Source organism: Bacillus sp. AFS040349 (assembly GCF_002577655.1).
GTDB lineage: Bacteria > Bacillota > Bacilli > Bacillales > Bacillaceae > Metabacillus.
This window is the reverse complement of the sequence record NZ_NUMC01000083.1, coordinates 32,599-46,366: the sequence shown is the minus strand read 5'-3', so window position 1 is coordinate 46,366 and position 13,768 is coordinate 32,599. Positions and strand designations below refer to the sequence as shown.

Annotated in this window: 16 protein-coding genes; 11 read left to right on the top strand and 5 right to left on the bottom strand. The window is 35.5% G+C overall.

Going from position 1 to position 13,768, the window contains the following annotated elements:
- Positions 1-42: 42 nt before the first annotated feature.
- Positions 43-189, bottom strand: coding sequence for a small acid-soluble spore protein P (locus COD11_RS18035; RefSeq protein WP_098798285.1), 147 nt, complete (start codon positions 187-189; stop codon positions 43-45).
- A 133-nt stretch (positions 190-322) separates the two neighbouring features.
- Between COD11_RS18035 and COD11_RS18030 the strand changes: the two genes are divergently transcribed.
- Positions 323-586, top strand: coding sequence for a hypothetical protein (locus COD11_RS18030; RefSeq protein WP_098798284.1), 264 nt, complete (start codon positions 323-325; stop codon positions 584-586).
- A 45-nt stretch (positions 587-631) separates the two neighbouring features.
- On the opposite strand, the gene sspO is transcribed toward COD11_RS18030, so the two are convergent.
- On the bottom strand, positions 632-781 hold the full coding sequence (sspO, locus tag COD11_RS18025; RefSeq protein WP_098798283.1) for a small acid-soluble spore protein O: 150 nt from the start codon (positions 779-781) through the stop codon (positions 632-634).
- A 314-nt stretch (positions 782-1,095) separates the two neighbouring features.
- Between sspO and acnA the strand changes: the two genes are divergently transcribed.
- The 7 genes from acnA (at position 1,096) to COD11_RS17985 (ending at position 6,681) form a co-directional block, all read left to right on the top strand.
- The gene (gene acnA, locus COD11_RS18020; protein ID WP_098798282.1) at positions 1,096-3,822 is read left to right on the top strand and encodes an aconitate hydratase AcnA; all 2,727 of its coding nucleotides are present in this window, start codon (positions 1,096-1,098) and stop codon (positions 3,820-3,822) included.
- A 618-nt stretch (positions 3,823-4,440) separates the two neighbouring features.
- On the top strand, positions 4,441-4,953 hold the full coding sequence (locus COD11_RS18010; protein WP_098798280.1) for a TlpA family protein disulfide reductase: 513 nt from the start codon (positions 4,441-4,443) through the stop codon (positions 4,951-4,953).
- A gap of 145 nt (positions 4,954-5,098) precedes the next feature.
- On the top strand, positions 5,099-5,230 hold the full coding sequence (locus tag COD11_RS18005; RefSeq protein WP_098798279.1) for an FbpB family small basic protein: 132 nt from the start codon (positions 5,099-5,101) through the stop codon (positions 5,228-5,230).
- Positions 5,231-5,333: 103 nt separating this feature from the next.
- Positions 5,334-5,471, top strand: a complete 138-nt coding sequence (locus COD11_RS18000) for an acid-soluble spore protein N (RefSeq protein WP_098798278.1) — start codon at positions 5,334-5,336, stop codon at positions 5,469-5,471.
- A gap of 97 nt (positions 5,472-5,568) precedes the next feature.
- Positions 5,569-5,814 carry a small acid-soluble spore protein Tlp gene (gene tlp, locus COD11_RS17995; protein WP_098798277.1) on the top strand — a complete coding sequence of 82 codons (246 nt, stop codon included), beginning with the start codon at positions 5,569-5,571 and terminating at the stop codon, positions 5,812-5,814.
- Positions 5,815-5,962: 148 nt separating this feature from the next.
- Positions 5,963-6,379 (top strand): YbgC/FadM family acyl-CoA thioesterase, encoded by a 417-nt coding sequence (locus COD11_RS17990; RefSeq protein WP_098798276.1) that lies wholly within the window; start codon positions 5,963-5,965, stop codon positions 6,377-6,379.
- A complete protein-coding gene (locus COD11_RS17985) occupies positions 6,379-6,681 on the top strand; it encodes a hypothetical protein (RefSeq protein ID WP_098798275.1) in 303 nt (100 codons plus the stop codon). The genes COD11_RS17990 and COD11_RS17985 overlap by 1 nt, the downstream gene beginning before the upstream one ends.
- A 39-nt stretch (positions 6,682-6,720) precedes the next feature.
- Here COD11_RS17985 and COD11_RS17980 read toward each other — a convergent pair whose 3' ends face one another.
- On the bottom strand, positions 6,721-7,008 hold the full coding sequence (locus COD11_RS17980; protein WP_098798274.1) for a HesB/YadR/YfhF family protein: 288 nt from the start codon (positions 7,006-7,008) through the stop codon (positions 6,721-6,723).
- A 146-nt stretch (positions 7,009-7,154) separates the two neighbouring features.
- Positions 7,155-7,739, bottom strand: coding sequence for a glycerol-3-phosphate 1-O-acyltransferase PlsY (gene plsY / locus COD11_RS17975; RefSeq protein ID WP_098798273.1), 585 nt, complete (start codon positions 7,737-7,739; stop codon positions 7,155-7,157).
- A 218-nt stretch (positions 7,740-7,957) separates the two neighbouring features.
- Here plsY and COD11_RS17970 point away from each other — a divergent pair, with 218 nt between their 5' ends.
- From COD11_RS17970 to parC, 3 genes are all read left to right on the top strand, one after another.
- The gene (locus COD11_RS17970; RefSeq protein ID WP_098798272.1) at positions 7,958-8,371 is read left to right on the top strand and encodes a CoA-binding protein; all 414 of its coding nucleotides are present in this window, start codon (positions 7,958-7,960) and stop codon (positions 8,369-8,371) included.
- A gap of 266 nt (positions 8,372-8,637) precedes the next feature.
- The gene (gene parE, locus COD11_RS17965; RefSeq protein ID WP_098798271.1) at positions 8,638-10,605 is read left to right on the top strand and encodes a DNA topoisomerase IV subunit B; all 1,968 of its coding nucleotides are present in this window, start codon (positions 8,638-8,640) and stop codon (positions 10,603-10,605) included.
- 3 nt (positions 10,606-10,608) lie between these two features.
- The gene (gene parC, locus COD11_RS17960; RefSeq protein WP_098798270.1) at positions 10,609-13,047 is read left to right on the top strand and encodes a DNA topoisomerase IV subunit A; all 2,439 of its coding nucleotides are present in this window, start codon (positions 10,609-10,611) and stop codon (positions 13,045-13,047) included.
- A 187-nt stretch (positions 13,048-13,234) separates the two neighbouring features.
- On the opposite strand, the gene COD11_RS17955 is transcribed toward parC, so the two are convergent.
- Positions 13,235-13,591 carry a hypothetical protein gene (locus COD11_RS17955; RefSeq protein WP_098798269.1) on the bottom strand — a complete coding sequence of 119 codons (357 nt, stop codon included), beginning with the start codon at positions 13,589-13,591 and terminating at the stop codon, positions 13,235-13,237.
- Between the last annotated feature and the right edge of the window lie 177 nt (positions 13,592-13,768).

The window sequence follows — 13,768 nt, the reverse complement described above, 5'->3', positions numbered from 1 at the left end:
CCCACTTTCTCTACAAGCTGGGAATGGGAAGACCCATTCCTTTTACATATCATGCCCTTGATTATTCTTTTGACGAGTATGGTTTGCATTTTTTACCTTTTTAGAACCGTCTAATGGTTCAGGTTGGCCTGGATTGTTACCTTTTGGAGCATTTTTGCGAATATCTTTTCCTGTATTTTTGTTCGTCATCAATATCCCTCCTCTTGATATATATCATGAGTCAAATGTTGCAAAAAAATGCTGAACAAATATGAATAAATTCCAGTTAATATCACATCCTAATATATGGTTTAAATATGATAACTGAAAGGAATGTGAAATTATGCCATATAATAAGGATAAGCAACAATCGTTTCAAGCCGCGCAACAGGGAGCTGAGGAAGCTTTTGATGTTTATGATAATCTTGTAAAAGACGGTGCTGACTACGGACATCAATTGAAGCATTTAGCAGAAGAAGTAAACGAGGCTTATCAGCAAATAAATAATGCACTGGAAAATGCTTCGGAAACACAAAGAAATAGACTAGAACAATATCAGCGAGATCTTCAACAAATTGTTCAAGAAGTAAATCAAACAGAACATTAAAAAACGACGGTGATTCCGTCGTTTTTTGTTGTCGTATAAGAAAAATTATTGATTTTTCTTTCTCTTCTTATTGTTCTGTCTTTGTGCAGCAGTTAAAGGCTCATTTTGAAGTTCTTCATTGTATCCAGTGCCAACTCCTTGAGCGCTTGCATCATTCATACCCATTCTAACATGATTTGCTTTACGTTTAGCCATTACTTCCTTCACCTCCCGATAAAATTAGCTTGTCACATTTGATAAAATTGCATGCAAGGTCAGTGACAGGTAAAAAAATTACAGAAAAAATATTTAAAAAAATTTAAAGTTACTATACTATTTCCCTCAAAATTTGATATAGTAAAAAAGTAAAACTAGTACGCTTTCATAAGATTAACTTATACATATCAATAACATCATTGTTATTTACTTATGTTACTAGTTGTATTAATATTAAATTGTGAAAATTATTAAAAATGGGGTAACATCCTTCGACAAGAGTCGATCCTTGATCTTACTAAGGGGGAGAATTAATGACTTATCAAGTGACTACAAAAAACGATGTTTTCCAATCACGTAAAAATTTTACGGTTGATGGAAAGACCTACAACTACTATTCTTTACAAGCATTAGAAGATGCTGGAATTGGTAACGTTTCACGATTACCATATTCGGTTAAAGTTCTTTTAGAATCTGTGCTACGTCAAGTAGATGGAAGAGTGATTACAAAAGAACATGTTGAAAACTTAGCGAAGTGGGGAACAAGCGAACTTAAAGATATCGATGTTCCATTCAAGCCGTCTCGTGTTATCCTTCAAGATTTCACTGGTGTACCAGCAGTTGTTGACTTAGCTTCATTACGAAAAGCTATGGCTGATATGGGTGGAGATCCTGATAAGATTAATCCAGAGATTCCAGTAGACTTAGTAATTGACCACTCTGTACAGGTTGACCGCGCTGGAACTCCTGATGCACTTCAATTCAACATGGATCTTGAATTTGAACGTAATGCTGAGCGTTATAAGTTCTTAAGCTGGGCAAAAAAATCATTTGACAACTACCGTGCTGTACCTCCTGCTACAGGTATCGTACACCAAGTTAACTTAGAGTACTTAGCGAATGTTGTTCATGCTGTACAAAATGAAGATGGTGAATTTGAATCTTTCCCAGATTCATTAGTTGGTACTGACTCTCATACAACAATGATCAATGGTATCGGGGTTCTTGGATGGGGTGTTGGTGGTATCGAAGCGGAAGCTGGTATGCTAGGACAACCATCATATTTCCCAGTGCCTGAAGTAATTGGTGTTAAACTAACTGGTGAACTTCCAAACGGTACAACTGCTACTGACTTAGCGTTAAAAGTAACTCAAGTTTTACGTCAACAAGGTGTTGTTGGTAAATTCGTTGAGTTCTTTGGTCCTGGTGTAGCACAATTACCACTTGCAGATCGTGCAACAATTGCAAACATGGCCCCTGAATATGGCGCTACTTGTGGTTTCTTCCCAGTTGATGAGGAAGCTCTAAACTACATGCGTTTAACTGGTCGTGATGAAGAGCAGATTAAAGTAGTTGGCGAATACTGTAAAGCGAATGGATTATTCTTTACACCTGAAAATGAAGATCCAATCTTCACTAAGGTTGTTGAAATTGACCTTACTGAAATCGAAGCCAATCTTTCTGGTCCTAAGCGTCCACAAGATTTAATTCCACTTTCAGCGATGAAAGAAAAATTCCACGAGCATTTAGTAGCTCCAGCTGGAAACCAAGGATTCGGATTAGAAAAATCTGAACTTGACAAAGAAATCACTGTGAAATTCAAAAATGGTGATGAAACAAGCATGAAAACTGGTGCCATTGCAATTGCTGCGATCACTAGTTGTACAAATACATCAAACCCTTACGTACTAGTAGCTGCAGGTCTTGTTGCGAAAAAAGCAACAGAATTAGGCTTAGAAGTTCCTAAATATGTAAAAACATCATTAGCTCCAGGTTCTAAAGTTGTTACAGGTTACCTGGAAAATTCTGGATTACTTCCACACCTAGAGCAACTTGGTTTTAACACAGTTGGTTATGGTTGTACAACATGTATCGGTAACTCAGGTCCACTTGCTGATGAAATCGAAGAAGCTGTAGCTGCTAACGATTTATTAGTAACATCTGTACTATCTGGTAACCGTAACTTTGAAGGTCGTATTCACCCGCTAGTAAAAGGAAACTACCTTGCATCACCACCATTAGTTGTGGCTTATGCATTAGCAGGTACTGTTGATATCGATCTACAAAACGATTCACTAGGTAAAGACAAAGACGGTAAAGATGTATACTTTAACGACATCTGGCCAACTACAAATGAAATTAATGAAGTTGTTAATAAGACTGTAACTCCTGAACTATTTAGAAAAGAATATGATCAAGTATTCGATGATAACGAACGTTGGAATGCAATCGAAACAACTGACGAAGCTTTATATGTATGGGATGATTCATCAACATACATCCAAAACCCTCCATTCTTTGAAGGTTTAGAAGCTGAGGCAGGAAAAGTAGAAACGCTAAAAGGTTTACGTGTTGTTGCTAAATTTGGTGATTCTGTAACAACAGATCACATTTCTCCTGCTGGTTCTATCGGTAAAGATACACCTGCTGGTCGTTACCTACAAGAGAATGGTGTAACACCAAGAGAATTTAACTCTTATGGTTCACGTCGTGGTAACCACGAAGTTATGATGAGAGGTACATTTGCAAACATTCGTATTAAAAACCAAATCGCTCCTGGTACTGAAGGTGGATATACGACTTACTGGCCAACTGGCGAAGTTAAATCAATCTATGATGCATGCATGGATTACAAACAAGATGGTACAGGACTTGTTGTTTTAGCTGGTAATGATTACGGAATGGGAAGCTCACGTGACTGGGCAGCTAAAGGTACAAACCTTCTTGGAATTAAAACAGTTATTGCACAAAGCTTCGAGCGTATTCACCGTAGTAACCTAGTGCTAATGGGTGTTCTTCCTCTTCAATTCAAAGAAGGAGAAAGTGCTGAATCATTAGGCTTATCTGGTAAAGAAACAATTGAAGTTGAAATTGATGAAAATGTTAAACCACGTGATTTTGTTAAAGTTACTGCTACTGATGAAGCTGGTAATAAGAAGGAATTTGAAGTATTAGTTCGTTTCGATAGTGAAGTTGAAATTGACTACTATCGTCATGGCGGAATTCTTCAAATGGTATTACGTGATAAGTTGAAAGGCTAATTATGATTAGTAATGAAAAGGGAACGGTTATCCGTTCCCTTTTTGTATGTGCTCCCAAAATGGTGCTTAGACTACAAGCCCACGTTATTCATCGTTATCTTTGTCTAAAATCTGAAACTTGTCGATTATACATTGTCCTATAAGAAAATCCATGCTTAAATAAGAAGGGATATAGTCATTAAGGAGATCTTTATTCATGTATGATGCTTTACAGCTGGGTCCATTTACAATTCAACTTTTTTGGATCATCTCATTTTTTTCTTTTCTAGCTACTTACTTTATATTAGATGGGTTATTAAAGGAATCAACAATAAAGAAATTTATGAAACAATATTTTTGGACTGTAGTATTTATCATATTTATTACATATAAATTTAGTGTTGTCCTATTTCAACCTCATCTATTGTTAACATTTCGATGGTTTTTCCTTACTGGGGGAAAAAGTGGGATATATTTAGGTTTATGTCTATCACTAATATTTTTAGTATGGAATATGGTTAGAGAAAGAATAGTAATCAAACACTTTGTATTTGGACTTATTATACTGACAACGGTCTTTCTAGGGACCTTTTTACTAGTAAAATTAATTGTATTGTCTGTCATGTAGGAGGTTTTATCATCTTGAAAAAGATTTTAGCAGTATCCATTCTGGTTTTTCTTATCGGTTATGCCATATATTTTGCAATTAATCCTAATACGGCTAAAGAAGGTGTAACAGAAGGTAGTGCGGCACCTAACTTTGAATTATCTACCCTTAACGGTGAATCAATGAGCTTAGAGAGTTTAAAGGGAAAGAAAGTTATCCTTAATTTCTGGGCAACGTGGTGTCCTCCTTGTCGTTCAGAAATGCCGGACATGCAAAAAATACAGGATGAACACGATGGGGACGTCGTTGTCGTCGCAGTAAACTTAACTAGCTCAGAAAGCAGTGTCAAGACAGTCGAAGACTTTGTAAATGAATTAGAACTAACTTTTCCAGTTTTACTAGATGAAAAAGGAAAAATTAATAATCAATTTGAAGTTTTATCTTATCCAACATCTTATTTTCTTGATGAAGATGGCGTGATTAGAACAAAATTTGTTGGAGCAATGACGTACGACCAGATGAATGATTTATTAGATGATTTATAAACCGAGAATAGATCTCGGTTTTTTATTTTTCCTAAATTTTAAAATTATCATTATCATCGCACTTTCAAATATTTTCTAAATATTGTGTTAAAAAATCAGAAAATTGGGTAACCTTCTTATATACAATACGGAGGTGATTGGCAACATGAGGAAAAGTAAAAAGAAATCGTTTGAGGAATTAGTAAAAGAAAATAAACAGCAATTGTTAAAAGATCGTGAAGCGCTTGAATTATTAGAAGAACGCTGGGAGCAGAGGATGTTAAAGAAACTTGATTAAGTTATGTACAATAAAAGTGTTTTTTTCGTTCACTTTTAACAAGCTTTTCTAGTCATTAATTGTCACGACAAAGGGTAATCTACTCTTTGAGGAGGCGATAATAATGGGAAAAAATCAACAAGCACATCTTAATCCTTCACATATTGGAATGAAGTCTAGAGGATTTGGTAATAACAAAGGAAAACAAATGCAAGATAAATCCGGAGAACATGCCCAAGTTATCCAAACGAAGGGTGAATAAGAACAAAAACGTGTTTAAAAACTCCTTCAATAAAGCAGACTAACATTGTTTCTTTGCTTCAAGCATTGAATAACAACGATGAAAGGAAGGATACACGATGACAAAACATAACAAACCTAATCCAGATGACCGTTCTGATAACGTAGAGAAATTACAGAGCATGGTGCAAAACACAATTGAAAATATTGAGGAAGCACAAGATTCCATGCAATTTGCAAATCAAGAGGAACGTGAACGCATTGAAGCTAAGAATCATCGTCGTGAAGAAAGCATTAATGCAATGCGTAATGAAATTAAAGATGAAGCACAAGCACGTGAAAATGGATATCGCTACGATCAATAAATAAATCAGGCTTTATGCCTGGTTTATTTTTTACGTTTTTTTCTGTGTTTTGATAGTCTTTATTAGACATACTTTGTTGTTAAAGATATGATAATAATGGAAAACACTAATAAAATGGGCAATGGCGATAGCAAGGAGAGCGGATTAGATGCATGTAACAAAAGCGGAAATAGAAGTTAGATATGCAGAAACAGATCAAATGGGTGTAGTTTACCATGCAAATTATCTTATTTGGATGGAAGTGGGGAGAACAAAGTTAATTCAGGATTTAGGGTTTTCATACGCAGGTATGGAAGATCAAGGAATTATTTCACCAGTCATTGATCTAGACATTTCTTATAAAAAACCATTAAGATATGGTGAAACAGCTACAATACATACATGGATTGAAGAATATAATGGCATAAAAAGTGTATATGGATACGAAATATATACTCCATCAGGGGATCTAGCAGTTCAAGCAAAATCAAGCCATGTGTGTGTACAGAAGGACACCTTTAGACCAGTAAAGTTTCGTAAATTATTCCCAGAATGGCATGAAGCCTACGAAAAGGCAAAAAGATAATGGCTTTTGGTATTTCCCGTTCTGAATTAACGAGATGGAAAGAAGAGGTTGAAAAAGGGGAAATCTCATTTTTAACACACTTCTGGCTTGATGAACGATTTCCTACCATTCATTGCGTAACCAAAGTTGGATGTTCCGACATTAACAAGCTAAAAAATTGGGGAGCTTCTTTTGGATTAAAAAAGGAATGGATTCACTTTTATAAAGAATATCCTCATTTTGATATTATGGGGGAAACCCAATTAAGAATTTTAAAACATTATGGACTAAACGATCATATAGTGCGTTTTAAATTATCGTAAAACAAAGGGTCAAAGTATTTTTGACCCTTTGTCATTTTTTTAGCTATAGTGAAAAACAGGTTCATCAGCTTTTTCATCTAAAACAACATCTAAATCATGATCATCAAAATACCATAAATCTCTATTTTCAACATAAAACGTTATACCTTGACTCTCAACACTTGAACCAATTTCCTCAGGCTCTTGTTTGACGACTCCTAGTGAGAAGCCTTTCTGAACATTGCTACATCCGCCATATCGCACAAAAAAGTGAACTTTATCACCTTTTTGAAGTTGCAATTCATTTATATACCAGCTTACGGCTTTATCTTCTATTGTAATCTTCATCATCAACACTCCTTTTTCACCTACAAAATGCACTTATTATTATAAACTAGAAAAGATAATAGAGCTAATAATCGTGTTTAAGTTTACAAATAATCATGATTAAGTAAGAAAGACCAATCTAATATTAGGATTGGTCTTTCTTACTTTTAAAGCCATTTTACTTTTGGCTCAGTTTTGTTTAAAATCCTTTTAATATTCGCACGGTGACGATATACGACAAAGATCGTTAAAAGTGAAATAACGATAATAAGTGGAATATCCTTCGTGAAAATGCTGTATACGATTCCGTATACACCTGCAAGCATAGAGGAAAGCGACACATACTTAGAAATGTATAAAACAATAAAGAAGAATGCTAGCATCGTGATGAACATAAGTGGTACATAGCATAATAAAACACCACCTGAAGTAGCAACAGCTTTTCCACCTTTAAATTTCGCAAAAATGGGATATGTATGACCGATTACAGCAACTACACCTACTAGAAGTGGATGTAACCCATGTATATTAAATAAGTCTGGTAAAGCTGTAGCAAGCGTTCCCTTAAGGATATCAGCACTTGTCACAATGATTCCTGCTTTAATACCAAGTGTTCGAAATGTATTTGTACCACCGAGGTTTCCACTACCATGTTCACGAATATCAATACCATATCCGAGTTTTCCAACTATAAGACCGGACGGAATGGAACCAAGTAAATAAGCTAAAATAAATATTAGGACTTCAATCATATTTGTACTCCTTTACATAATCTTCTTATATTCTATCATGATAAAAGATAAAATCTCTATGAGAGAATAAAAAAACCAAAAAACTCTCATGTTAAAAATACGTAAATGACTACTATAGTATAAGAAATATGATTTGTTATCATTCAGTATTTATTATACATATCGTTTGTTAGAGGCGAATGAACTTGATATGATTAAGAAAAAAGGAGCTGGAAAAAATGACAATAGAATATCCAACAAGAGATGAGATTGGACAAATTTTAAAAAGTAGTAAAAAGATCGCAGTTGTCGGGTTGTCAGATAACCCAGAACGTACTTCATATATGGTTAGTAAGGCAATGCAGGATGCAGGTTATGAAATAATTCCCGTAAATCCAGCTGTAGATGAAGTTCTTGGACAAAAAGCAGTTGCAAACCTAACGGATATAAAAGAACATATCGATATTGTAAACGTTTTCAGGCGTTCAGAACACCTGCTTGATGTTGCAAAAGAATTTTTGCAAATTGATGCCGATGTTTATTGGGCACAATTAGGTCTTGAAAATGAGGAGGCTTATAATCTTCTAAAAGAAAACGATAAAACAGTTATCATGAATCGTTGTATTAAGGTTGAGCATGCTATGACAAAGTAATAGAAGAGTATTATTTGAAAAATCCTTGTAAAAACAAGGATTTTTTCCTTTATTACACGAATAATGTTTCCTAAAACCAAATTACCATATACAATAAAGCATGGATATAAGGTAATTTGTAGTAATAAACAGCATTAAAAACTTTTACTTGATTTTCTTTTGCTAAGTGGGGGTTGTCGATCTGCAAATTATTGTATAAAATACTAAAACATGCGTTCTAACTAAGAATAGGATTTATTGTGTGTCATTGAAAGGGGTTTAGTCGCTTGGGTAAGAAGCAACAGTTTGATTATAATGATGATGCTATTCAAGTCCTTGAAGGACTAGAGGCCGTTAGGAAACGTCCTGGAATGTACATCGGTAGTACAGATAGCAGAGGTTTGCATCATCTCGTATACGAAATCGTCGATAACTCTGTGGACGAAGCCCTGGCTGGTCACGGAGATCATATAATTGTCAAAATACATAAAGATAATAGTATTTCTGTACAAGATAAAGGTCGAGGTATGCCAATTGGTATGCACAAGCTTGGCAAACCAACTCCGGAGGTTATTTTAACCGTATTACATGCAGGAGGTAAGTTTGGCCAAGGTGGTTATAAAACAAGTGGTGGTTTACATGGTGTAGGTGCATCTGTAGTAAATGCACTTTCTGAATGGTTAGTCGTAACAATTCAGCGTGATGGATTTATTTATGAACAGCGTTTTGAAAATGGCGGCAAACCAGCTACCACCCTTGAAAAGAAAGGGAAAACAAATAAAACTGGAACACGAATTCATTTCAAACCTGATCCGGTAATGTTTAGTACAACTACGTATAACTTTGAGACTTTAAGTGAACGTTTACGTGAGTCGGCTTTCCTTTTGAAAGGGTTTAAAATAGAGTTAATTGATGAGCGCAATGACAACTCAGAGGTATATCATTATGAAACGGGTATTGAAGCGTTTGTCACTTATTTAAATGAGGAAAAAGATGCCCTACATCCAGTTGTCTCATTTGAAGGTGAACAAAACGGTATTGAAGTTGAGTTTGCATTCCAATTTAATGATGGATACTCTGAAAATATTTTGTCCTTCGTTAACAATGTTCGAACAAAAGATGGCGGAACACATGAGGCTGGTTCTAAAACAGCGATGACAAGAGCCTTTAATGAGTATGCGAGAAAAACTGGTCTGTTAAAAGAAAAAGATAAGAATTTAGAAGGATCTGATATCCGTGAAGGATTATCGGCTATCATCTCTGTTAGAATTCCAGAAGAGCTTCTTCAGTTTGAAGGTCAAACAAAAGGAAAGCTTGGTACTAGTGAAGCAAGATCTGCTGTAGATGCCATTGTGTCAGAAAATCTTTCATATTTTTTAGAAGAAAACCCTGATTCCGGTACTTTACTTGTTAAAAAAGCGATCAAAGCCTTTCAAGCAAGAGAGGCAGCTCGAAAGGCACGTGAAGAAGCACGGAGTGGTAAAAAAAGAAAGCGTTCAGAAACAACTCTTAGTGGCAAGCTAACACCCGCCCAATCACGAAATCCACAAAAAAATGAGCTGTACTTAGTTGAGGGTGATTCTGCTGGTGGATCAGCAAAACAAGGAAGAGACCGCCGCTTTCAAGCTGTACTTCCTTTACGTGGTAAGGTAATAAATACAGAAAAAGCAAAGCTTGCAGACATCTTCAAAAATGAAGAAATCAATACAATTATTCACGCAATTGGAGCGGGTGTAGGTGCTGACTTTACAATTGATGATGTGAATTATGATAAAGTTATTATTATGACAGATGCCGACACGGATGGAGCCCATATTCAGGTTCTTCTTTTAACATTCTTTTATCGATATATGAAGCCATTAATTGAGAATGGTAAAGTATTTATCGCATTACCACCTTTATATAAAGTAAGTAAAGGATCGGGCAAAAAAGAAATTGTAGAATATGCTTGGTCAGATGAAGAGTTAGACGGTGCAATGAAGAAAGTCGGAAAAGGATATATGATTCAGAGGTACAAAGGTCTTGGTGAGATGAATGCAGACCAATTGTGGGAAACAACAATGAACCCAGAGTCAAGAACGCTTATTCGAGTGAAAATTGACGATGCAGCACGTGCTGAGCGTCGAGTTACAACTTTAATGGGAGATAAAGTTGAACCTCGTAGAAAATGGATTGAAAGTAACGTGGCCTTTGGTCTTGATGAAGAAACAAATATACTAGAAAATGAGCACTTATCGGTCGCAGAGGAGGTATAGAATTTGGCAGATTCAGTAGAGATTTTTCGTGATTTACCTCTTGAAGATGTGCTTGGTGACCGTTTTGGGCGATATAGTAAGTACATTATTCAAGATCGAGCACTACCTGATGCACGTGATGGCTTAAAACCTGTACAACGAAGAATTTTATATGCTATGCATGTTGATGGGAATACAAATGATAAAAACTACCGTAAATCAGCAAAAACAGTCGGTAACGTAATTGGTAACTATCATCCTCATGGTGACACATCTGTTTATGATGCAATGGTTCGTATGAGTCAAGATTGGAAAGTTCGAAACCTTCTTATCCAGATGCATGGAAACAATGGAAGTATAGATGGTGACCCTCCAGCCGCAATGCGTTATACAGAAGCAAGATTATCAGCAATAGCTTCTGAACTTTTACGTGATATAGAAAAGGAAACTGTTGAGTTTGTTCCAAACTTTGATGACACAAGTAAGGAGCCTTTAGTGCTCCCAGCTATGTTTCCCAATCTTCTAGTTAATGGGTCGACTGGTATATCTGCAGGATACGCAACAGAAATTCCTCCACATCATCTTGGTGAAGTAATTGATGCTGTTATAAAACGAATGGAAAAACCAAATTGTACGGTTGAGGAATTAATGACCTTGATTAAAGGTCCTGATTTTCCAACAGGTGGAATCATTCAAGGTGTAGAAGGTATAAAAAAGGCATATGAAACAGGTAAAGGCAAGATTATTGTTCGTGGGAAGGCCGAAATTGAAGAAATTCGTGGTGGAAAACAGCAAATTTCCATTTCAGAAATTCCTTTCGAGGTTAATAAGGCGAATCTTGTTAAACGTATGGATGAATTTCGTATTGAACGCAAAGTTGAAGGAATTGCAGAAGTACGTGATGAGACAGATCGTACAGGACTTCGTATTGTAATTGAGCTGAAAAAGGATGCTAATGCAGAGGGCGTCTTAAACTATTTATACAAAAATAGTGACCTCCAAATAACGTATAACTTTAATATGGTGGCGATTCACAATCGTCGTCCGACGTTGATGAGTTTGCCTTCCATCTTAGATGCTTATATTGGTCATCAAAAAGAAGTAGTAACAAACCGTTCGAAATATGAACTTCGTAAAGCTCGCGAACGTCAGCATATTGTTGAAGGTTTAATCAAAGCATTATCGATTTTAGATGAAGTAATTGCAACAATTCGTGCTTCGAAAGATAAGCGTGATGCAAAGGATAACTTGATTCAAAAGTATGAATTTACTGAACCTCAAGCAGAAGCGATCGTTTCGTTACAACTTTATCGTTTAACGAATACAGATATAACGGCGTTAAGAAATGAATCAGAAGAATTAGCTTCAAAGATAGAAGAACTATCAAGCATTCTAAATGATGAAAATGTTTTATTAAAAGTGATAAAGACCGATTTGAAAAAAGTGAAAAAAACATATGCAGATGACCGTCGTTCAGTCATTGAAGCTGAAATTGAAGAAATTAAGATAAATCTTGAGGTGATGATTGCCTCTGAAGATGTAATTGTGACGGTTACAAAGGATGGCTATGTGAAGAGAACGAGTCAACGCTCATTTGCAGCATCGAACGGTCAGGATTTTGGAATGAAAGAAACCGACCGATTGCTTTCTAAACTTGACATTAATACAACAGAGGTTGTACTGTTGTTTACTAATAAAGGAAATTATCTGTACTGTCCTGTACATGAACTTCCAGACATCCGTTGGAAAGACCTTGGTCAACATATAGCTAATATCATTCCAATTGAACGGGATGAAGAAATTTTAAAGGCAATACCTGTTAAAAATTTTGATGAACCTCTCTTTGTTACATTCATTACAAAGCATGGTATGGTGAAAAAATCAGAGCTTAGTCAATATAAAGCGCAACGATACTCGAAGCCTTTAGTGGCTGTTAACTTAAAGGGTGATGACGCTGTTGTAAACGTTCATATCACTAGTGGGAAAGATGATTTATTCCTTGTGACTCATTTAGGTTATGGATTGTGGTTTTCTGAAGAAGAAGTGAATATTGTAGGTCCACGTGCTGCAGGAGTTAAGGGAATTAACTTAAAGCCGGAGGACTATGTTGTTAGCGGAAATGTATTAAAACCAGATCAAAAGGCATTTTTAGTCATTGCTACTCAAAGAGGAGCAGTTAAGAAGATGTCTATCAATGATTTTGAGAAGTCATCTCGTGCAAAACGAGGTCTCATTATGCTTCGAGAACTTAAAAACAATCCTCATCGAATAGTTGGGGGAGCAATTGTTTATACTAAAGAAGAGTTCTTTTTGGAATCACAACAGGGTGTAGTTGAAAGTATTAATGTGTCAACGCTACGGGCAAATGACCGTTATAGCAATGGCTCATTTATCTTAGATGAACAAGATGCTGGCTCTGTAACCGAAGTGTGGATTAAAGACGCTGAGGAAAAAGAGAGCTAATAAATAAAGAGGGCTGACCAAATTGGTCAGCCCTCTTTCATTAGGTTATTTTTTATTAAAATAGTCTGTAAAAGCATGTAGAATTTCAATACCTTGATATGTGAACAAACTAAGAGCAGTAATTGAAAACATAACAACAGGAATCATTCTTAACCAAAACATCATTTATAAAACCTCCAATTTTGATTTATGCATACAAGGTTGGTTTATATAAATGATTTTTTGAAAAGTACGAGGATTGGTAATAAACAGCGTATAAGAATGGTCTTAATTGCTGTGTATGTGTTGCCAATTGAGCAAATAAAAACATTGTAAGAGCAGTAACTAAAACAATGTAAGCTGTATCTAGTGAGCGAAATAAGTTAAAATGCTTTTGTTCATCCTCTTCAAATAACAGCACTCCGGAAGTTGCTTCATTCTCAACAGCAATCATTTTTCCTTGATTTGTAGGATGATGATAATTCGTAGACATTGAAACAAGTTGGAAGCCAGAAAGAAAGATTAATAGCAACATAAATAACTTTATCAGCAATAGATGTTTCAATTGTCTCACCCCTTTGCTGTTTGATAGATAATATCTTAAACCTTTTTTATTCACTTGAAAAGAGATATTTTTGTCTCAATAGACCAGATATTGACGATAAATAAATGTAAGGGTTACCAACTAGCTTTAAATAAGTATAAAAAAAAATAACTTTTTGCACATGCTATACCTTTGTTT